The sequence below is a fragment of the Acinetobacter sp. FDAARGOS_558 genome (assembly GCF_003937785.1).
Lineage (GTDB): Bacteria > Pseudomonadota > Gammaproteobacteria > Pseudomonadales > Moraxellaceae > Acinetobacter > Acinetobacter baumannii.
Map to the genome: position 1 here is coordinate 1,551,021 of NZ_RKJH01000001.1, position 21,526 is coordinate 1,572,546.

Genomic DNA, 21,526 nt, shown 5'->3' on the forward strand with positions numbered 1-21,526 from the left:
TAGATTGATAAAAAACAATGTTATTAAGTAATTTAGAAAGTGTTCCAGGCCACCAAATTTTAAAGCAGCTGGATGTTGTTTACGGAAGTACCGTCCGTAGTAAGCATGTGGGTCGCGACTTGATGGCAAGTTTAAAGAATATTGTAGGTGGTGAACTTACGGGTTATACCGAATTATTAGAAGAATCTCGCCAAGAGGCTATGCAACGTATGATTGTAAAAGCCCAGCAACTTGGTGCCAATGCAATTGTGGGTATTCGTTTTTCTACCTCAAATATTGCCCAAGGTGCTTCTGAGTTATTCGTATATGGCACAGCAGTGGTTGTGCAGCCTCAAGCACCTCATCTGCCCGATCCATTTAATGCATAGGTAGAAAATGGACAATCTTATTTTTCAGCTTGTTATTTTTCTCATTCTTTTCAGTATTGGTTGGGCTTTTGGCCGCCATATTGAACAAAAACATTTAAATGAACTTCTAGAAAAAGAGCAACAATTTGCCCATATCAGAATTGATACCAATCGTTTTGCCACAAGTGATCAGTTAGGCCATTTTATTAGCAGTAATGTAGTTATTTCGCATGACTACTTTAAATATGTACTGGCCTCTATAAAAAATATTTTAGGCGGTCGGCTGACCAGCTATGAAAGTATTGTTGAACGTGCTCGCCGCGAGGCGATTGTACGACTAAAACAACAAGCTCAAAGTGTCGGTGCCAATCACATTATGGGAGTTCGGCTGAGTACAACCGAACTGGGTATGCAAGGTGGAATGGTAGAGGTATTTGCCTACGGAACAGCAGTCAAAGATTAACCCTGCCCCACAGCAGAAAAGTGAATACGCGGATTGCCAATATTTTTAGTTAAGTGTTGGCAAATTCCGGTAATTTTCCATATGCCCTGTTGTTTTGCCAAAGTAAAATAATAGCGACCAAAAGAATGAAAATAATCATTTTCCGAAAAACGATAAATTTGATAATTACATTCTAACCATGCTCGGTCTTGTTCAATCCGAATAAGAGGATTGCTTAAATTGTGCTGTAGCCGCAAATGTGACAAAGCTTGTTGCCGTGAACCTTTATATTCATGACAAGACACCACACATAAAGGCTCCCCTCTAAACTGCAAATAGTCCACCTCAAGTTGATCGGCTAACAACTCATCAAACGCATCCCAATTTTTCTGGTCAAAAACCAATTGAAAACGCGTAATGACCTCTAAAATACGATGGTAGTCTTGATCCATGGTGAACCTTCTATGCGGGTTTTTCCATCAATTTAGCACGGCGAAATCTTTTTTTTATTTCACTTTTGTTTTCCGGATCATTTTATAGAGTAGTTTCGGTGACATACGGGAAACCATCACGCCTAATTTTTCTTTAGTACCGCCCACTACAATATATTCCTGTCCTTGCATTAAAGCCTTAACTGACTGTTCTGCAAAAACATCGGCCTCTAGTCCATTTTCGATTGCTTCATCTTGGTGGCCTTGAGGTTGCCCTGCACCATTTAGCGCATTAAACGAAACATTAGTTTTTACAAAGCCCGGGAAAATAACCGAAACTTCAACACCCTGATCGGCAACCTCGGCACGTAAACTATTGGCCCACATATGAATAGCAGCTTTAGCAGCCGAATAACTCGCACGGTACTGCGTACCTAAAAGCCCTGCTACACTCGACACAAATACAACTCGGCCAGACTTTTGTTTAAGCATGGTCGGTAATACGGTTTTAGTTAACGCGACTTGTGAAAAATAATCGACTTCCATAATGGCGCGTTCTGTTGCCATTGTGGTGTCTTGAATAAGAGCACGTTGACTTAAACCCGCATTATTAATAAGCCAGTCAATTCGTCCTTTTGCTTTTAAAATCTGCTCATAAGCCTCTTGAACTTGCTCTTGATTGGTAATGTCTGCAACTACCGACAAGTGCTGATCCGGATGGAGTAAACCAACGCGAACTTCTTCTAACTCTTCAAAGCGACGCGAAGTTAAAATCACTTGAGCACCTTGCAAAGCAAACTCACCAGCTAAAGCTTTACCTAAACCGGAAGATGCTCCCGTAATCCACACCACTTTATTTTGCAAAGTATCAAGTTTGGCCATTTTAACTTCCTATTATCTTTTTAAATTATGCTGCTTGATGCATGAAGGCCAAAAAGTGGTTGATATAGTGAGTTGCGGTCGTTTGATCAACCTGCGTCCCCAATTTTTCCAAACGTTTATAGCCCAAATGCGTTGTCATATTAATGACCCCATTTAGGGTTTTATCGACAACCAAATTAAATTTTAAACGTTTTTTAGGTTCACGTACTAGGCTTGTTACACCTAAATCCACAATTTGAATTAAGGTCTGAAAAGCTTTTTCTACACTTTGCATATTGCCCTCACGTATTTGTTCCGTCAGTGTTTGGGCCTGTTGTACAAGTTGAGGGGTGATCGGGTATGTAATATAAACCTCTTGCTCACGTTCTTTCATGAGTGAGGTCATATAATCAACTAAAGGTAAAAGTCTTTCATTACCGAAAAAAGAGACTGACCAAGGCATATATTTTCGGAAAGTATCTAAAATTTGCTGAAGAACTTTCTCGGACTCATACCGCTGTTTTTGAGTCATGGTAGAGTTGTCTTGCTCATCCTTTAACAATACAGAGAAAACTTGCTCAATAATTTCACACGACAAATCGGAAAGAACATCCCCCAATACTTTCGACTGGCTTTCTCTTACCCCAGCATGTAATTTCTCTCGAATTGAAGCAAATTGGGTATAGGTTGAATCGGAAATCTTTAAAAAAACTTTGTAGCTCATGTGTCGCATCCCTTTTCAATTCTTTTGTAATTTTTCTGCCGTGCCGCTACACGATTAAATTGTGATCCATGCTTCATAAATCTACCGTTTTTTGAAAAAAATACAAAACCGTTTATCTGTTTTCAGCACATTAATTTCGAGGCAATTTTTTGCTACAATAGATGCAATTTTTTATGCATATTCGATCTAAGCTACTATGACTGACGCTCAAACCGCTCAAAATATTGCCACCACCTACGATCCAACCGAGATCGAAAAGAAGTGGTACAAAACGTGGGAAGAACAAGGTTACTTCAAACCTTCTGGTCACGGTGAATCATTCTGTATCATGATTCCACCACCAAACGTCACTGGTAGTTTGCACATGGGCCATGGCTTTAACAATGCCATTATGGATGCCCTCACCCGTTATAACCGTATGATGGGTAAAAACACTTTGTGGCAACCGGGTACCGACCATGCTGGTATTGCAACTCAAATGGTTGTTGAGCGTCAACTTGGCTTACAAGGTATTACTCGTCACGACTTAGGCCGTGAAAAGTTCATCGAAAAAGTTTGGGAATGGAAAGAACAATCTGGCGGCACAATTACCAAACAAATTCGTCGCTTAGGTTCGTCTGTAGACTGGTCACGTGAACGCTTCACGATGGATGAAGGTTTATCAAACGCAGTGAAAGAAGTTTTCGTTCGTTTGCACGAAGACGGTTTAATTTACCGCGGTAAGCGCCTAGTAAACTGGGACCCTAAACTTCAAACTGCGCTTTCTGACCTTGAAGTAGAAAGCAAAGAAGAAAAAGGTTCACTTTGGCACTTTAAATATTTCTTTGAAGATAAATCAGTTAAAACTCAAGATGGCAAAGATTATCTCGTAGTTGCAACGACTCGTCCTGAAACTTTACTTGGTGATACTGCTGTTGCTGTTCACCCTGAAGATGAGCGTTATGCACACCTTGTTGGTAAAAATATTGTATTGCCAATTACGGGTCGTTTAATTCCGATCGTTGCTGACGATTACGTTGAAAAAGACTTCGGTACTGGCTGTGTAAAAATCACCCCTGCTCATGACTTTAACGACTATGAGTTAGGTAAACGCAATAGTTTGCCAATTATCAATATCTTCAACAAAAATGCCGAAGTTTTAGGTGAGTTTGAATATATTGCAAAAGCTGGCGAACAAATTTCTAAAACAATTACTGCACCTGCAGACTACGCTGGTTTAGAGCGTTTTGAAGCACGTAAAAAATTAGTTGCCCAAGCTGAAGCTGAAGGCTGGTTAGACCAAATCCAACCGTATGACTTAAAAGCGCCACGCGGTGACCGTTCAGGTGTGATCATTGAGCCATTATTGACTGACCAATGGTACGTAAAAATTGCGCCGCTTGCTGAGCCTGCAATTGAAGCAGTTCAAGATGGTCGTATTAAGTTTGTTCCAGAGCAGTACAGCAACATGTACATGGCATGGATGCGTGACATTCAAGACTGGTGTATTTCACGTCAGCTTTGGTGGGGTCACCGTATTCCAGCTTGGTACGATGCTGATGGCAACATCTATGTTGGCCGTAGCGAAGAAGAAGTTCGCGCGAAAAATAACATCGCGGCTGATGTTGAGCTTAAACAAGACGAAGACGTACTTGATACATGGTTCTCATCTGCACTTTGGACATTCTCAACTTTAGGCTGGCCAGAACAAACGCCTGAACTCAAAACTTTCCACCCGACTGACGTGTTGGTGACTGGTTTTGACATTATCTTCTTCTGGGTTGCCCGCATGATCATGATGACCATGCACTTCATGAAAAATGAAGATGGTTCATCTCAAATTCCATTTAAGACGGTTTACGTTCACGGCTTGGTACGTGATGGTGAAGGTCAGAAAATGTCGAAGTCTAAAGGTAACGTTCTTGACCCATTAGACTTGATTGACGGTATTGATTTAGAAAGCTTAGTCGCAAAACGTACGACTGGCCTCATGAACCCGAAAGATGCTGCGAAGATTGAAAAATCAACGCGTAAAGAATTCCCAGAAGGCATTAATGCTTACGGTACTGACGCAGTTCGTTTCACGTTCTGTGCCCTTGCAAACACTGGTCGTGACATCAAGTTCGACTTAAAACGTGTTGAAGGTTACCGTAACTTCTGTAACAAAATCTGGAACGCAACTCGTTTCGTTCTCATGAATGTTGAAGGCCAAACTGTTGGTACCGACGCTCGTCCTGATCTTTGGGAACTTCCAGAACAATGGATTATCAGCCGTCTGCAAAAAGCTGAAGCTGCTGTACACCAAGCGTTTGCAACATATCGTTTAGATCTTGCTGCTCAAGCAATTTATGACTTTATCTGGAATGAATACTGTGACTGGTACGTTGAGTTAACTAAACCAGTTCTGAACGATGCAGAAGTTTCAGAAGAACGTAAAGCTGAAGTACGCCGTGTATTGCTTGCTGTCATGGAAGCATCATTACGTTTGGCTCATCCATTAATGCCATATTTGACAGAAGAAATCTGGCAAACACTTGCACCAATGCTTGGTCAAGGCGGCCCAACGATTATGACTGCTCAATACCCTATTCCTGAGCAAGCAAAAATCAATGAACAAGCTGAAGCAGATATGCAATGGCTTCAAGGCTTGATTGGTGCAGTACGTAACATTCGCGGTGAAATGGGCTTAGGTAATGCGCGTTTATTACCAGTATTACTTCAAAACATTTCTAATGCTGAACGTGAGCAAATTACTCGTATTGAAGCGTTGTTCAAAGCATTGGCTAAAGTTGAAAGTATTGAGTTCTTAGGTAAAGATCAAGAACCACCGCTTTCTTCTTCAAGTGTTGTAGGTCATGCATCGGTATTTGTACCAATGAAGGGCTTAATTGATCCTAAAGCTGAGCTTGCTCGTTTGCAAAAAGACTTGGATAAAATCCAAAAGCAACACGATCAAATTGCAAATAAACTTGCAAATGAAGGCTTTGTATCTAAAGCACCAGCAGCGGTTGTTGAAGGTGAAAAAGCGAAGCTTGCTGAGTTTGCTGCGCAGTTAGATAAAGTTAAAGCGAATATGGAGCAAATTGCTGCGCTTTAATACAGTAGTTTGATTCAAAAAAATCCCCTCTTAGTGAGGGGATTTTTGTTGGAAATAATTACAACTCAGTTCAGAAAGACATATATTTTCAAGCTTTGATATAAACCTATTAGATAACCAAGTCAAATATTGATCAAAAATATAAGTTCAATAAAATCTTAACCTATTAATTTAATGTCTTAAAAATATCAATCAATTTTATACACACTAAATAATAGTTTTCCATTTGCAGAGATTGCCCAATATAAGTGATCATTTTTCTGACTTTCTTCTAAAATAATGAATTTATTTTGCTGGCAAACTTGTTCAACTAAACCAATATTTTTTTCTGAACCATACACATTAAAAGAATCATGTCTTTCAAAATCATCATGATCCCTTAGCAATTCAGGTGGTTGAACATAATGAATGTTGGAGTTAAATGTTTTCCAACGTTTTTTTATAGTTGGCTTAATACATTCAACTGTTGAATAGGTAATTTTCTTCTGGCCTTGCAACTGCTTTTTAGATAAAAAATTTACTTTAGTTTTATTATCTAAGGGATAGACTACAATCCAATAACCTTCGTCAGATGAATCTAGCCTTTGATAAAAAAATATTGATTTTGTCAGATTAGGAAAGATTTTATGATCATATAAAATACTATTTTTCAATCTTTTCTTATTTAAACTCTCTTCAAAAAAATTATCCGCCATACATACTAAAAAAATTATTACAATTAAAAAACTTACAATTGAAATAAAGACATAAATTACTAACATTAAAATTATACTTAAAAATTTTTTTAGCATAAAAACTCAACTTCAAAACTAGAAAAGGCCCCCATAGGCCTAATTTCTTACAGCTATATTAAATAGCCCCCAATTTTTTAAAATTCCCCAAATCATCACTACTAATATCACAGCACCATATAAATTCTGAAAGTTAATTATTGGTGTTATTAATTAATAATTTTAGAGAGTTTGCCAAAGAAACTAAAGCGCCCCATGCCCCAACAACGTCTCTAACCCACTCACCTTTTTCATATGCTTTAAACGTTCCTTTTCCCACTTCACCTGCTGCTTTAACTCAGCACAATCAGCATCTATAGCTTTATAAACATCACTAATATGCACATGCTCTGCTTTTACGTTTTTTGCTAACTGAAAAGAATCTAAAATCTCAGCAATTTGGCTTTCAAGCTGCTGACTTTGTGCATCTAAAGCCAGTTTATAAAACCGCAACTGCTCGGCAGATAAGTCTTTAGCACCTAGCCCTTTATTCTGTTCAAGCTGTAACTGGAGTTTGAGTAAATAAAACAAATCCTGCTTTTCATAAGCCTGACTTGCCTGTTGGAACAGCTCCGTTTTTTCTAATTTTTTAGTTTCATCTTGCTCACGGTCTGGGTGAATCATCGCGGCAATTTTTAAATATACTGTTTTGAGTGACTGCGCTGCCATTTGCTCAGCTTGTTCACGTTTCTGTTGTTGTCTTTGCTGTTTAGCTTGTTCCCGCGCTTGTTGTTGCTCAGCAGCGTACTTTTCAAATTCTTCTTCAAACTCTGAACCTTTATCAGCATTTTCTTCATATTCAAATTCTATTGGCTGAGCTTTTTTATTCTTTTTTACCGATTCCCCTGCATGCTGCTGATAAAAAGTATCGATCTGCTTCACTAACTCCAACTGTTCAGCAGACAGCATTTTGGAGCGCTTCAATATTTGTGCAAGCTGGGCAATTTTTTCATCCAGTTGTTGTATGTCTGCTTTGGAAAACTCATGACTATGCAACATATTCCAAAGTTGCTCTAACTGCTGAAATAGCACTGTATGTAAATCGTTATATACAGGCATCAGTTTTTGTCGTATGTACTGTTGAATCTCAGCTTGTGCATTTTGCCATGTGCTCAGACTAACTTTTTGCTGTTCTATTTTATCAATCAGGCGATTCAGTTTTTTCTGCTGTGCAGATGGTTCAGACCTTTGCTGCAAGCTCACTTTGAGATCAAAGGACATACTCATCCACCCGAAAAAGAAAAAAGTGTAGCAATAATCAGATGAGGAAGGTAGCCAAGCATTCTTTAAATATGAGTCAGACTAAAGATTTATATCTTAAGAAATCCACCAAATCACTAGTGGCAAAGTCACGGCAGCACATAAGGTTTGAAAGCTAATCACGGCTGCCATAAGCTGACTATCACCCCCCAAAACCTTAGTTAAAATGTAGGAAGCTGAAGCAGTCGGTAGTGCAAAGAAAATAACTAAAATTTGTGTTTGCAAACTTGGTAAATCAAACCACATGCAGACCGCGTAAGCCAAAGCAGGAACTGCTAAAAGTCGTGCAAACGTGTCTGCTGCCAATACCACAATGTCTTTTTTAATTTGCATAAACTGTTAAGCTGCGCCAACACATAACAAACCTAGTGGCAAACTCGACACTGAAAAAAGCTTAATAAACTGAGTAAAGCCTTCCCAAATCGGGAGGTGAAGTGCATTGACTGCTGCCCCGACTACACACGATGCAATTAATGGATTTTTAAGAAGAGCAATCAAAACAGGTTTAATTGCCATGTGTTCTTTAGACGTTAAAGCGAGCACCGAAATAACATTCACAAGCGGAATGCAAAGCGCTAATAAAATTGCCAGAATTGCCATTCCTTCACTTTTAAAAAGCGAAGTGACTAGAGCCAAACCAATATAGGTATTAAAGCGAACCATACTTTGTACATGCACACCAAAACGTGCGGGTGGTATGTGCCAAAATATTCGGAGGATGTATAAAAAGGCGGTGACTGCCAAAACCACAATCAACATCACAATAATGGCTGCACTCAAGCTTTGTAAGTCAATTTTCGCGGTCGATAGCGTACTGAAAAGCAAAGCAGGAAATAGAATATAGTAATTCAGCTTCTCTGCCCCAGCCCAAAACTCATCGCTAAAAAAATGATATTTTTTAAATAAGTATCCCGATGCAATTAGTGCAACTAAAGGAAAAAGAGATAAAACAATGCTATTCATTTCTTTACTCGAGTGTTGTTGAGGCTTGCTAGTTTGGGAACTACCTTGGCTTACTCATATATTAAAGATAATGAAAACTCATGATAAAATGAGTTTTTACTCATAATAAGTACAACATGACATTTACCCAGCTTGAAATTTTTGCACTCATTGCTGAACTAAAAAGCTTTACTGCTACAGCAGAAAAGCTGGGAATTTCACAGTCGGCAGTTTCCCACGCGCTTAAATCATTAGAACAACAATGGGGCATTAACCTGATTTCAAGAACTCAAAGTGATATTGAACTCACCACGACAGGTCAACAGCTTCTTACTCATGTAAAAGAGCTATTGAGTATTTCCGATACCTTAGAAAAAGAAGTGGCTGCAATCCACGGTTTAAATGAAGGCACATTACGTATTGGATCTTTTGGGGCTTCATCCTCTATTTATCTATTGCCTGAGATTTTAGAAACCTTTCGGCAGCGCTACCCTAAAATCGAAATTTATATTGATGAAGGCGAAGATAAAGAAGTTGCTCAATGGTTATTGGAACGGCGCATCGAAGTTGGTTTTTTGATTATGCCAGATGAACGTTTTGATACATTTCCCTTAATTGAAGATCGTTTTGTGGCCCTAGTTCCGAGTGGTTACCCGCTCGCCCAACAACTCTATATTGATCCAGCACAGCTAGAAAATTGTCCTTTCATTATGACAATGGCAGGTAGTCGACATCAGGTTGAATTAATTTTAAAAAATTTTAATGTCAAACCAGATATCAAATTTTATGTTTCACAAATTCTAAGCATTGTGAGTATGGTCCATAACCAGTTAGGGATTTCGATTGTCTCTGATATGGTGATTACCAAAGAATTACTGTCACTCTATCCAAATGTAGTTAAACGCCCATTTAAACCAAACCTTAAACGTTCTATTGGTCTTGCAGTAAAAAATAAGAAACACATCAGTCCAGCCGTAAAAGCATTTATTGAAGTCGCGCAATCGGTTTGGTCTGATCATTAATTAAATATAGATAATTTTTAAAAATTTAATAATGATCTCTTTCAGATCAATTTATCAACATATTAGATGACTTGTAACGTAAAAAGCGCCCTTATCGCCCTATCTTGAATAAATCAACGCACCATTTATCGCCAAAATCCTCTATTTCAATCCAAATTGGTGCGCTTATTGCATATTCACTTTTATGCAATTGAGTTTGTTTCGACAAACTTAGGTTTTTAGATTTCTTAAATCTATTTTGGTGCAATTTACAGACCCAGATTTGTTCCAAAATGGAATTTAGCACTTTTTTCGAGCATGCTATGCAAAATGTAGATCTGTTTTTCTTATTACTTGGTGCAGTTTTGGTTCTTGCCATGCACGCAGGTTTTGCATTCTTGGAACTTGGTACAGTTCGCCACAAAAATCAGGTGAACGCGCTTAGTAAAATTCTGACTGACTTTGCCCTCTCCGCAATCGCATATTTCTTTGTTGGCTACTACATTTCGTATGGTCAGCACTTCTTTCATGATGGTACGGTTTTATCAAGTGATCATGGCTATAACCTTATGCGTTGCTTCTTTTTACTCACTTTTGCTGCGGCCATTCCCGCCATTATTTCTGGCGGTATTGCAGAACGCGCAAAAATGCGTTCACAAGCGATTGCCACACTCGCATTGGTTGCACTGGTTTATCCGTTCTTCGAGGGAATGGTCTGGAATGGCAACTACGGTCTGCAAAAGTGGTTAGAAACAACTTTTGGCTCAGCTTTTCATGATTTTGCCGGTTCAGTCGTAGTACATGCTATGGGCGGTTGGATTGCACTTGCTGCTGTCATATTGTTGGGCGCACGTTCTGGCCGTTATAAGAAAGATGGCCGTGTAAGTGCTCACCCACCTTCTTCTATTCCATTTTTGGCACTTGGCTCATGGATTTTAATTGTCGGCTGGTTTGGCTTTAATGTGATGAGTGCACAGCGTGTTGATGCAATCTCCGGTCTCGTTGCGATTAATTCACTTATGGCAATGGTCGGCGGAACGATTACAGCAAATGCGATTGGGAAAAATGACCCAGGTTTCTTACACAACGGTCCACTTGCGGGTTTAGTCGCTATTTGCGCAGGTTCTGACATTGTTCATCCAGTCAGTGCACTTGTGATTGGTGGTGCAGCGGGTGCTATGTTCGTGTATCTATTCACCTATACTCAAAACAAACTCAAAGTTGATGACGTTCTTGGTGTCTGGCCGCTACATGGTGTATGCGGTGCATTTGGTGGTATTGCCGTAGGTATTTTTGGTCAAAAATGGCTAGGTGGTTTAGGCGGCGTATCATTCCTCTCTCAGCTCATCGGTACAGCACTCGCGATTGCCATTGCACTGGCTGGCGGTTTCATTGTTTATGGCATTCTTAAAGCGACCATTGGCATTCGCCTATCTCAAGAAGATGAGTTCCGTGGTGCAGACTTATCTATTCATAAGATCTCAGCAAACTCTGAAGAAGGTATGTTTTAATACTTTCTAAAGTGCTTAAGGCGACGATACTACTCGTCGCTTTTTTATTTTTTATGGAAAATTGAACTTCTTTCACCAGTATAGTTTAAGAGCAATTTAAGGTTAATTTTATGTAATTAGTCACACCTATTGTCGATTGATATTGCATCAGAATGACTAATCAAAAACTTTTTTTCCAAATTAATATTCTCTTTCTTTTTTTCAGTTTTTTTATTCTTCTATTTGTATTTCCAGTCGGTGGGAAGATTGATATGTACCTCATCCAACCTTGGATTGATTCAACAGGTCATTTTTTCAATCGGGACAATTGGTATCTTGAAAGACTTAATCATGAAATTGTAAAACAAATCATCACCGCCGTTTATGTTATCTTTTTTGGTTTATGGCTTGCGTCATTTAAATTAAAAAAATTAAAACCTTATCGCTGGCAATATGGCTATATGTTTTTTGTCAGTATGCTCGGTAGCAGTATAGTTGGCCTAATAAAGTCACAATCTGCTCACGCCTGCCCTTGGAATATGGTTCACCCTAATACTTTAGGAAGCTATATTTGGGACTTTAGCGCTAAACATGGCCATTGTTTTCCAGGCGGTCATGCAAGTGCAGGTTTTATTTTAATGACAGGTTATTTTGTTTATCGTCTTGAACAACCTAAACGTGCTTACTTTTATTTATTCTCCGGTATTTTATTAGGTTTCATGATGGGTTGGGCGCAAATGATGCGAGGAGCACATTTCCTAAGCCATAACTTATGGACAGGCTGGGTCGTTTGGGCAATAAATATTTTATTTTATGCGATTTGTATTCATCGTTTTGAGTTCGAAAAACAGGTGAAACAAGAACTTACGTAATCACGCTCTTGTTTCATGTAAATGTAAGACTTTAGGTAATTTCACTAATACAGAAAGACCGCCAAGCTCTAAGCTCTTATCGAGAGTTAAAGTCCCACCAAGCCTTTGAGTTGCACGATCTACAATAGATAAACCTAGGCCACTTCCCACCTCAAGATGGTGATGCACGCGATAAAAACGCTTAAGGACTTTATCGTAATTTTCAGGGTCTATTCCTGCACCGCTATCTTCAATTTGAATACATGCGTAGTGATCTGGATCGGTATAAACTGAAATATTAATAACACCCTGATGCGGGGTATACTTAATTGCATTATCAATTAAATTAAAAATAATCGAATGTACAGTAGGTTCGATACTATGCATTTCGATAGGTTCATTTCTAACAAAACCTAAATCGATTTCTTTTTGCATAGCCAAGTTGACCAACTGCTCCACACAATTTAATGCCACATCATTGAGTTGAAAATATCCAGTAGGCTCGACCATACTTAAAGTTACATCTTGCTTGGCCAATGCTAAAAGCTGAGTCACCAAATGCTGAATACGTGCCAAACCTTTGCTTAAGTTTTGCAATGATTCATGCTCAGGGAACTGGCTTAGCAAAATCTTGGTTTGTAAATTCAATGCAGTCACAGGTGTTCGTAATTCATGAGCAGCATCGGCAATAAATTGCTTCTGTTCATTTTGCGCTTTAGAAATGCGCTCAAAAAGACGGTTCATTTCGTCAATAGTAGGTAAAAGCTCTTGAGGATAATCATGTACTTCAATTGGGGTGAGTTCTTCGGAATCGCGTTCTTTTAACTCATTTTTAAAATCATCTATTGATTTTAAACCACGACGAATAATGGCTGCTAAAGCAAATATTGCAAAAGGTAAAATAATTAAATACGGAATAAACATACTGCCCGCAAGCTCCCAAGCGAAAGCTTCACGAACCCTCTCTTGCTGGCTGACCTGAATCTGGTAATCCTTCAAAGGTAAAACATAAGTTCTGACTATACCTTGAGCGGTTTTATGAGAATAAAATCCCGCTTGCTCAACAGGTGGAACCAGCAAATGTAAATGATGAGACAAATGGGCCTGATCCTTATAAGCCCAAATATCGATAAACAGATCTTCTTCGTGGTAAGTTTTATGAAAATCAAACTTACTGCTTACAGTTTTTAAAGGGTGCTCAGCTGTCCTTTCCGCTAAATACTTCATTTGAGTATCTAGAATTTCATCGACTTCTTGAAGTGCAACCTTATAAGCACTAAAAATTAAAATACAACCTAAGATGACACTGAAAATTGAGGTGCCCCAAATCAGTCGTTTTTTTAATGAATAATGCACTTTTATGAAGTCCCGAAATTTTAAATTATGATTGCCCCAAACGGTAGCCCAGTCCTCGGATGGTTCGAATAAAATCTTTACCCAGCTTCGCTCTTAAATGGTGAACATATACTTCAATAGTATTACTGGTCACATCACTATCAAAATCATATAACTTATCTTCTAAGTTGGCTTTAGAAAAGATTTTATTTGGGTGAGTCATAAGTGGAATTAAGATTGCCCATTCACGATTTGATAAATCAATGCGTTGGCCTTTAAACGTCGCAATATGCTGTTCAACATTTAAAACCAGATCACCACTTTCTAATAGTTGATCTTGACTCGCAAGTTGAGCTTCTACTCCAGTACGGCGTAGTAATGCATGAATACGGGCAAGCAACTCATCAAACTCATAAGGTTTAATTAAATAATCATCTGCACCCAAATTTAAACCATCGACACGGTTTTGTAATTGATCTCGGGCAGAAATAATTAATACTGGTGTTGCTGCTCTTTGACGGATCTGCTTTAAAACTTGCATACCATCCATCATAGGCAATCCTAAATCCAAAAGAATAAGATCAAATTTAGTCTTCGCCAATTGAGCCAAACCATCTAAACCGTTATTGACCCATTCCACCTCAAATTGATGATATTGCAGCAACGTGATCGTTGATTCTGCAATCATAAAATCATCTTCAATCATCAAGATTTTTGTCATGTTCTAGGCTCGCTTTAGTTTACATGGGCACAAGAGTGCAACATGTCCAGTTGAGGGTTGATGACCTGAGTTTTTACATCCAGCAAACTTAACAAACTTGGGAATAAATTATCCTGACTTAACTTTTGTTTAGTTTGTTGGCTTAAACAATTCACTTGAGCAAGATTATGTTGTTTCCAACTTTCAGAGAACCACATAATCATTGGTACATGTGTTTGTTGGCTCGGTGCGATTGCATAAGGTGAACCATGTAAATATAAACCATGTTCTCCAGTTGATTCGCCATGATCAGATAAATACCATAAACCTGTCTGATATTTTGATATTTCTTTTAGAGTATTAATCATTTGGCTTAATACATGGTCTGTATATACGATTGTATTATCATAACTATTTAGCAATTCGGTTTGCGAACAGCCCTGTATCGCATTCGTATCACAAGTCGGTTTAAATGGTTGATATGCCTCAGGCGCACGCTTGTAATATGCAGGTCCATGACTACCCACCTGATGCAAAACAATCAAACGTGGGCGGTCATCATCTTTGGCAATAGTAGCCAAATACTGCTTTAAGCTGTCAATGAGAATGTCATCATAACATTCGCCATCTTTACACCATTTTTTCTTTAAGTTTTCAGGAATCTGGTATTGCTCAACGCGATCACATGCACCTTTACAACCCGAGTTATTATCAATCCAAGTCACTTGGTAACCCGCACGTTTTGCAATATCTAGTAAACCTTCGCGGTGACTAGCTAATTGCTCATCATAATCTACACGTGGCATACCCGAGAACATACATGGCACAGAAACCGCTGTTGCCGTACCGCATGAGCTCACTTGCGAAAAGTTGAAAATATCTTGTTTAGAAAGCTCCGGATTCGTATTTTTTGCATACCCATTTAGAGAGAAACTTTCGGCACGTGCCGTTTCACCTATAACAAGTATCATTAACTTAGGGAGGTTCTTTTGTACTCGCTGAACTTGATGAGCATCTTGTCCATATATCACAAGAGGCAGATTTTTCTTCGGAGCCTTCTTATGATAGTAAGACATAAGCGATGAAATACTATTTTGCGGTGAAATCATCCCTTTTAAATCACGATGCTCACGAAATATTGCAGCGAAATCGACATAGTAAGTAAAAAGTAAAACACCGACCACTGCAAATGAAGCTACCAGTGAAAATACCTTCTTCAATAACAACCGTGATACTTTTTCTTGTTTAAATTTAACTTGAGTAATTAAAAAAATGGGTAAAATAACAAAAAAAACTGTCCATAAAACAAAGCGTAAAGAGATTAGATCGGTAACTTCCGAAACATCGGTCTGCACCATATTTTGAATTTGGTCGGGTGAAATAATGACACCCAATGTGTTTACAAAATAAGAGCTAAAGCCACCAATAAATATCAATAAAATTGCAAAGATTTTGGCAGTCCATTTCCAATTTAAGATTTGTAAAACCGCATAATAGGTAGCAACAAGAATTACGAGAGTAGCAGCTAAAAACAAAATAGCCTTTATTCCAAAATATGGAGTTAAAGTATGAACTTGATGATAAAAACCAATATTTAGAATTGCACCTAGCCAAATGGCTATAATGAGATTAAACATAAACAGGGAAATCTGTTTATTTCTTAATGTTAAAAAAAAATTCAGCATCGTGAGTGACTACAATCTTTTTATGATGCTTTAATGTAGAAATTGAAACTTAAAAATGACTTAAATAAAAAATGATCTAATTCAGAGGCCTTATTTCATTATTATTTTTTAAATTTAACAAATAAAAAAAGACGAGGTTAAGTTTAACCTCGTCTTTTCTATTTTTAGCTAAAAATCGTTATTAGAAACTATATTTAGCCATTAAACCAACACGGTTATCTTTGTAAGACTTACCATCAAAGGTATCACGCTTACCGTTTACATACTCAACGCCTAAATCAATTGGTTTAACTGGCGTATAGATAAAGTTGATCCATGCTTGTTGAACTTTTTCATTTGCAGAGGCATTTAATCTCGCATAATCAGTGCCATCATCAGAGAACTGAGCACCATACGCTAAAGTAGAACGTAAGTTAGGTAAAATCTTATAAGTTCCACCCACTTGTACTGCTACAAATTCATTTTGCTCAATAGAATTCCCATCTACTGCGTATGGAGAGTTACTACCATACAAGTAACTATTATCACCCACAACATATGATGCGTCAGCAAAGAGTTTTAAAGGATCAGACACTTTAAAGTCAGTACCAACTGCAACGCCCCAACCAGTTTTATCATCATCAGCAAGTTGTGATTTATAATTTTCTACAAGAACACGAGCTGAAGCAGAACCTCTGCCTTCTGCATAGCCTTGAGTGATTTTAGCAGTTAATGCTGGTAGGCTATACTTAATACTATCACCTGTTACCGAAGTAGTACTATCACCTTTTTCAGCAGAAACAAATAATTGTGTAGTTGGGCCTAGTTTGTAGTTATAGCGTACTTGAGGTACACGTTTAGTACCACCACCAATGTTTGTCGAGAAGTCGATCATTTCCGGTGCATGGTTAGATAAGAAGTTTGAAGTCGTTTGACCAAATAACCAGTTGTTATAGGTTAAGTAAGCATGGCGAATACGCAATGAGCCATTTGAATCTGTGGTTGAACCAGCAAAATCGACTTCGATTTTACCACCAACTTTGTCGTCTCCAACAGGTGTATTAAAATCTAAACCGAGGCGTGTTGTTTTAGCAGTCGCGCGTAATTTATCATGTGTTTTCCCGTCTGACTTACTTACATCACCAAAGTCGTTATCTGCACCTTCAATAATATAGTTAGCATCGCCACGAACAAAACCATAAAGGTTCACATCAGCGCCAGCTTTAGACTTAAATCCTGCTAATGGAGAAGCAGGTGCTGCCACAGGTTGAGGTTGCGCTTTTACTTCAGCTAACTGTACTTGCTGTTGCTGCTGTACTTGTTGCTGTTGTTGCTGTACTTGACGTTGTTCTTGAACTAATGCTTTTAATGCTTCAACTTCTTGACGAAGCTTTCGAATTTCCTCTTTATCAGAAGTTGCCGCATTTGCCCCACTCATCATTAAAGCTGTTACTGTAATAGCTAAACTTTTAACAACAAACGATTTACGATTAAGGAATAGATCCATCAAAGACTCCTAAAAATATATTTTATGCTGCCTGTCCATGCCAAGTTGACTCGTGTGACCATTAAGCACTAAAGAATCAACCATCCTCCAAATTTGATTGCATTAATTTTATTACCGCAATCAAAACCAATTTTAACGCTGGGTAAGATTAAAAATTCCGGTCCAAAAGAATCAGCATTTACTTTTTGGTTTACAGAACCTTTACCTTAACTTCATGTTGTAACGAATCCTACACAACTCTCTTATCTTATAGAATGATTAAATCATTATTTCATTATTCTTTTTTAGACTTTAGGCTAATATCCAATCTAAATGAATATTTTTTTGCCAGTCTTATTTGATTCACATGATTTTTCTTGTTATTTGCATCCACTTCTCTCCTTGCAGCTTCCTTTTGCTTTCCAAACAAGATGGCACAATTAATAAGCCATTTAAATAGCCAAAAATATACATTTTTAAAAGATTGGCTAAAAATATAAGTATGATTTTTTAGTGCAGCTTAGTTATATTTAAGTCTCTTTATTTCATCTACTTAATATTATTTTTTATACAGTTTTGGCAGCTTTCCATAAGTAAATAGGAATTAAAAAGAGTACCGCAATACTGACAATAGCTATCAAATAATGGAAATAACCAAGCGCATCTGCAATGACTCCACTAAAGCTGTAAAGACCACCACTGACTGTCGCCATGACTGAAACCTGAAAAGTAAAATCGGTACCCGCATAGTTTTTTCGACTGTAATGCATAACCAAAGTTAACATCACAACTAGTAGCATGGCAGCAAAGGCATCTTCCAGGGCATTTACAGCATAGATAAGCCATACATTTATTTTTACCTTTTGTTCATAAGCATAAGCTAAATACGCATAGCCCCCTAAACTCATAATTTTTAATATCGAAAAAGTCATTAATGCTGTGGACCTAGAAATATGTTTTAACATCCACCCAGCAATAAGTGCCCCCAATAAAGCAGCAACAGCCCCAAGCATGGTGATGTAAATACCAATCTGAGTAAAACTTAAACCCATATCCACCATTAAAGGTTTAAGTAATGGCCCGGCTAAACCATCTGCAACCTTAAAAGTTATAAGGACGATTAACCAAGAACGAAGTTCCTTATTTTGAGAGAAGTACCCCAAGTAAGCTTTAATCTTTGTAACTAGACTTGGTTGGCTATATTGATGAGGTGAATGAGAAGTATGAGATGGCTCTTTAAATAGTAAAATAGGTAAGGTATTAATAAAGACTAAAGCGGCTAATAATAGAAAAGTCGGCTGCCATGATAACCAGTCTAGGCACCATAACACGGCTCCCCCGCCTACAATAAAACCAAGTCGTGAACCTACAACTTGAATAGTATTTCCCCAATGTTGCTGATCGTGTTGCAATAAATTGACCGCTAAAGCATCGGTCGCGATATCTTGAGTTGCGCCTGTTAAGTTCATAAATAACAGTGTAATAAAAAATATAAAGAGATAAAGAGGCTGATCTAAAACTTGTATAGGGAAAAAAGATAAAATACAAAGTACACCCACCGTCAAAAACTGAGCAGGTAAAATCCAGCTACGATAGTGACCTAAATGCGAGATGGCATGTCGATCTACCCACGGCGCCCAAAATATTTTGATTGACCAAGGCAACATGAGCAGCCCAAAACCACCAATATGGGCAAGAGATACACCTTGAGCTCTTAATATGACAGGTAAGGCATGCGTCATAAAACCTACAGGCAAACCTTGTGCCCAATATAAGGAAAAGAGCAAAAGATAAAGATTTTGCTGTCGGAACATATATACCTACTTTTATTTATTTGTGCGGTAATAACATGAAATACCATGCGTGGTCTTACATTTTGCCAATGAAGCGCAGATTTCAAAAGATTAAGATAAAACAAAGGATGATTTAAAACTTAAAAATATGGAACAACATTTCCCTAATCTACCGTCTCAGGTTCCCCAACGTGGTAATGCTTTAAGTCGAGCATTATTTAAAAAACTCTTTTTGGCACAAGGCTGGACTATAGAAGGTGAAGTTCCCAACTTTCCTAAAGCTGTAGCCATTATTTCTCCCCACACCTCCAATATTGATGGCTGGTATGGTTTTCTTGCCATTTTTGGACTCGGTATTCAAATTACGGTGCTAGGTAAAGACAGTTTATTTAAGCCACCTTTTAAACGGGTTTTAGATTGGGCGGGCGTTATTCCTGTAAAACGTGACTCGGCCAATGGTCTGACTGAACAAGTCGTTGCGACTATTCAACAGTATGACAAGATTTGGATTGGAATGGCGCCAGAAGGCACACGTAAGAAAGCGAAAAAAATGAAGAGTGGCTTTTACCATATTGCTGCAAAAGCCAATATTCCTATTGTGATGTTTTCTTTTGATTATGACCATAAGACTATTCACTGCTTAGGCTATTTAACTCCAAGCGGAAATTATCATGAAGATCTCGCCAAGATTTTTGAACGTTATGAAGGAAAAATATCACCGAAAAATCGTAATTGGCTTGCAGAGCCTTTACAAAATCTTGTGAAAAAAACCTAGCAAAAATTGAACGAATCTGGTCTGATGGGCCATCTTAATTTATCTTGCCATAGATTGTTTTTCAAAGATGAAAATTGCTCAATTTGCCAGTATCGGATTTATCTCTTTAGCCCTATTTGGCTGTGATAAGTTCAGCAAAACACCAACACCGACCACTTCAGTTAAAGCGCGCGAACCAGTGATTGCACTTGCATTGGGTGGCGGTGGAGCAAAAGGATTTTCACATATTGGTGTCATCAAGGTTTTAGAATCACATGGTATTAAACCGAAAATTGTTACGGGTACAAGTGCCGGTAGCTTCGTAGGCAGTATCTATGCCAGTGGACAAACGCCTTATCAACTCCAAAATCTTGCGCTCAAATTGCAAGAGTCTGATATCCGCGATTTAACCCTGAATCGCCAAGGTATTATTCTTGGGCAAAAGCTACAGGACTATGTTAACCGTAACGTAGGCAATAAACCGATTGAGAAATTCCCAATTCGTTTTGCAGCGGTAGCAACTCGTCTTGATAATGGCCAAAAAGCAGACTTTATTAAAGGTAATGCAGGACAAGCTGTTCGTGCATCATGCAGTATTCCAAATGTGTTTGTACCAGCAACCATTGGTAAGCAGAAATATGTAGATGGCGGATTGGTTAGCCCAATTCCGGTCAAAACAGCACGTGATATGGGTGCTGATATTGTGATTGCAGTTGATATTTCTGCACGTCCGGCAGGAAACCGACCTGCGAATATGTGGGGATTGCTTGATCAAACCATTAATATTATGGGTCAACAAAGTATTAATGAAGAGTTAAAGCAAGCTAACGTGGTGATTCAGCCTAAAGTTGGGCACTTAGGTACACTCGATTTAAAATCAAGTAATGAAGCTATTTTAGAAGGCGAAAAAGCTGCTCAAGGTCAAATTCGCCAAATTGAAACTGCAATTGCAAATTTCAAAAAATCTCCAGCCGCATTTAAGCCTGCGCCACGTCCTAAATTTTAATTGAGGTGGTTTTTTTCTATCCACACTCTCCATCATCTGCTACAGTGGTAAAAGTGATATGAAATCACTTTTACCCATCATAAAGACATATAAAAGAGCAGATCTATGGAGTTTGTTGTAGAACCTTGGCACTGGTTTGTATTGGGTATCTTACTTATTCTTTCTGAGCTGATTCTCCCTGCCTTTGCCGCTCTCTGGTTTGGTATTGCAGCCATAATGGTTTGCTTTCTCTATTGGTTATTTCCAGATATCAGCCTTACTACTCAAATAGTGCTGTGGATTGTGTTATCGGTGCTATGTACCCTTCTCTGGTTTAAATTTATCAAGCCCTTATCTATTGATAAAACTAAAGCAGGTTTACCTCGAGAAGCGACGATTGGGCAAATTGGTATGGTGATTCAGACCGAACTTGCTCATGACCAAATTATTGTTCGTTTCCCTATGCCTATTTTAGGGGCCGATGAATGGAACTGCCGAAGCACCACCCCTGTTAAGGTCGGTGATCGGGTTCGAGTCATTGATATTTCGGGTAATGACTTAATTGTTCAGCCCCACAGCACTTCATAAACATTAAAGATAAAGAGAGGTTATTT

19 protein-coding genes and 1 pseudogene are annotated in these 21,526 nt (G+C 38.3%); 9 read left to right on the top strand and 11 right to left on the bottom strand.

What is annotated here, in order from left to right; genetic code table 11:
* Positions 1–17: 17 nt before the first annotated feature.
* On the top strand, positions 18–368 hold the full coding sequence (locus EGT34_RS07340; protein WP_000927245.1) for a YbjQ family protein: 351 nt from the start codon (positions 18–20) through the stop codon (positions 366–368).
* A 7-nt stretch (positions 369–375) separates the two neighbouring features.
* A complete protein-coding gene (locus EGT34_RS07345) occupies positions 376–810 on the top strand; it encodes a YbjQ family protein (protein WP_000369283.1) in 435 nt (144 codons plus the stop codon).
* Here the strand turns inward: EGT34_RS07345 and EGT34_RS07350 are convergent.
* The 3 genes from EGT34_RS07350 to EGT34_RS07360 are packed head-to-tail and all read right to left on the bottom strand — an operon-like array spanning position 807 to position 2,805.
* Positions 807–1,241: a nuclear transport factor 2 family protein gene (locus tag EGT34_RS07350; RefSeq protein WP_000371760.1), complete on the bottom strand. Its 435-nt coding sequence runs from the start codon at positions 1,239–1,241 to the stop codon at positions 807–809. The genes EGT34_RS07345 and EGT34_RS07350 overlap by 4 nt on opposite strands.
* A gap of 54 nt (positions 1,242–1,295) precedes the next feature.
* Positions 1,296–2,102: an SDR family NAD(P)-dependent oxidoreductase gene (locus EGT34_RS07355; RefSeq protein WP_001086059.1), complete on the bottom strand. Its 807-nt coding sequence runs from the start codon at positions 2,100–2,102 to the stop codon at positions 1,296–1,298.
* A gap of 25 nt (positions 2,103–2,127) precedes the next feature.
* Positions 2,128–2,805: a hypothetical protein gene (locus tag EGT34_RS07360; RefSeq protein ID WP_000120765.1), complete on the bottom strand. Its 678-nt coding sequence runs from the start codon at positions 2,803–2,805 to the stop codon at positions 2,128–2,130.
* Between the two features lie 196 nt (positions 2,806–3,001).
* Between EGT34_RS07360 and EGT34_RS07365 the strand changes: the two genes are divergently transcribed.
* Positions 3,002–5,881, top strand: a complete 2,880-nt coding sequence (locus EGT34_RS07365) for a valine--tRNA ligase (protein ID WP_000128724.1) — start codon at positions 3,002–3,004, stop codon at positions 5,879–5,881.
* Between the two features lie 188 nt (positions 5,882–6,069).
* Here EGT34_RS07365 and EGT34_RS07370 read toward each other — a convergent pair whose 3' ends face one another.
* The 3 genes and pseudogenes from EGT34_RS07370 to EGT34_RS07380 form a co-directional block, all read right to left on the bottom strand.
* Complete coding sequence (locus tag EGT34_RS07370) at positions 6,070–6,672, bottom strand: hypothetical protein (RefSeq protein WP_000913392.1); 603 nt, start codon at positions 6,670–6,672, stop codon at positions 6,070–6,072.
* A 183-nt stretch (positions 6,673–6,855) separates the two neighbouring features.
* Positions 6,856–7,872, bottom strand: coding sequence for a hypothetical protein (locus EGT34_RS07375; RefSeq protein ID WP_000006934.1), 1,017 nt, complete (start codon positions 7,870–7,872; stop codon positions 6,856–6,858).
* Between the two features lie 96 nt (positions 7,873–7,968).
* Positions 7,969–8,874, bottom strand: a pseudogene (locus EGT34_RS07380) (AEC family transporter).
* Between the two features lie 116 nt (positions 8,875–8,990).
* Between EGT34_RS07380 and EGT34_RS07385 the strand changes: the two are divergent.
* From EGT34_RS07385 to EGT34_RS07400, 3 genes are all read left to right on the top strand, one after another.
* Positions 8,991–9,875, top strand: a complete 885-nt coding sequence (locus EGT34_RS07385) for a LysR family transcriptional regulator (protein WP_024437368.1) — start codon at positions 8,991–8,993, stop codon at positions 9,873–9,875.
* A gap of 302 nt (positions 9,876–10,177) precedes the next feature.
* Positions 10,178–11,365, top strand: a complete 1,188-nt coding sequence (locus tag EGT34_RS07395; RefSeq protein ID WP_024437369.1) for an ammonium transporter — start codon at positions 10,178–10,180, stop codon at positions 11,363–11,365.
* Positions 11,366–11,517: 152 nt separating this feature from the next.
* The gene (locus EGT34_RS07400) at positions 11,518–12,216 is read left to right on the top strand and encodes a phosphatase PAP2 family protein (RefSeq protein WP_000184466.1); all 699 of its coding nucleotides are present in this window, start codon (positions 11,518–11,520) and stop codon (positions 12,214–12,216) included.
* Here the strand turns inward: EGT34_RS07400 and EGT34_RS07405 are convergent, their stop codons facing one another.
* The 5 genes from EGT34_RS07405 to EGT34_RS07425 form a co-directional block, all read right to left on the bottom strand.
* Positions 12,217–13,551, bottom strand: coding sequence for a sensor histidine kinase (locus EGT34_RS07405; protein WP_125305482.1), 1,335 nt, complete (start codon positions 13,549–13,551; stop codon positions 12,217–12,219).
* Positions 13,552–13,576: 25 nt separating this feature from the next.
* The gene (locus EGT34_RS07410) at positions 13,577–14,251 is read right to left on the bottom strand and encodes a DNA-binding response regulator PmrA (protein WP_000161506.1); all 675 of its coding nucleotides are present in this window, start codon (positions 14,249–14,251) and stop codon (positions 13,577–13,579) included.
* 14 nt (positions 14,252–14,265) lie between these two features.
* Positions 14,266–15,915, bottom strand: a complete 1,650-nt coding sequence (locus EGT34_RS07415) for a phosphoethanolamine transferase (RefSeq protein WP_031975152.1) — start codon at positions 15,913–15,915, stop codon at positions 14,266–14,268.
* 181 nt (positions 15,916–16,096) lie between these two features.
* Entirely contained in the window at positions 16,097–17,401 is a 1,305-nt protein-coding gene (locus EGT34_RS07420; protein WP_000362909.1) for a DcaP family trimeric outer membrane transporter, read from the bottom strand.
* Between the two features lie 545 nt (positions 17,402–17,946).
* Complete coding sequence (locus EGT34_RS07425) at positions 17,947–19,194, bottom strand: MFS transporter (protein WP_000489712.1); 1,248 nt, start codon at positions 19,192–19,194, stop codon at positions 17,947–17,949.
* 127 nt (positions 19,195–19,321) lie between these two features.
* On the opposite strand from EGT34_RS07425, the gene EGT34_RS07430 reads away from it, so the two are divergent.
* The 3 genes from EGT34_RS07430 to EGT34_RS07440 all read left to right on the top strand — a co-directional run bounded on the left by EGT34_RS07430 (position 19,322) and on the right by EGT34_RS07440 (position 21,500).
* Positions 19,322–19,948 carry a lysophospholipid acyltransferase family protein gene (locus tag EGT34_RS07430; protein ID WP_000434843.1) on the top strand — a complete coding sequence of 209 codons (627 nt, stop codon included), beginning with the start codon at positions 19,322–19,324 and terminating at the stop codon, positions 19,946–19,948.
* Between the two features lie 67 nt (positions 19,949–20,015).
* Positions 20,016–20,933, top strand: a complete 918-nt coding sequence (locus EGT34_RS07435) for a patatin-like phospholipase family protein (protein ID WP_000684973.1) — start codon at positions 20,016–20,018, stop codon at positions 20,931–20,933.
* 105 nt (positions 20,934–21,038) lie between these two features.
* A complete protein-coding gene (locus tag EGT34_RS07440; RefSeq protein WP_000397559.1) occupies positions 21,039–21,500 on the top strand; it encodes an NfeD family protein in 462 nt (153 codons plus the stop codon).
* Positions 21,501–21,526 lie beyond the last annotated feature (26 nt).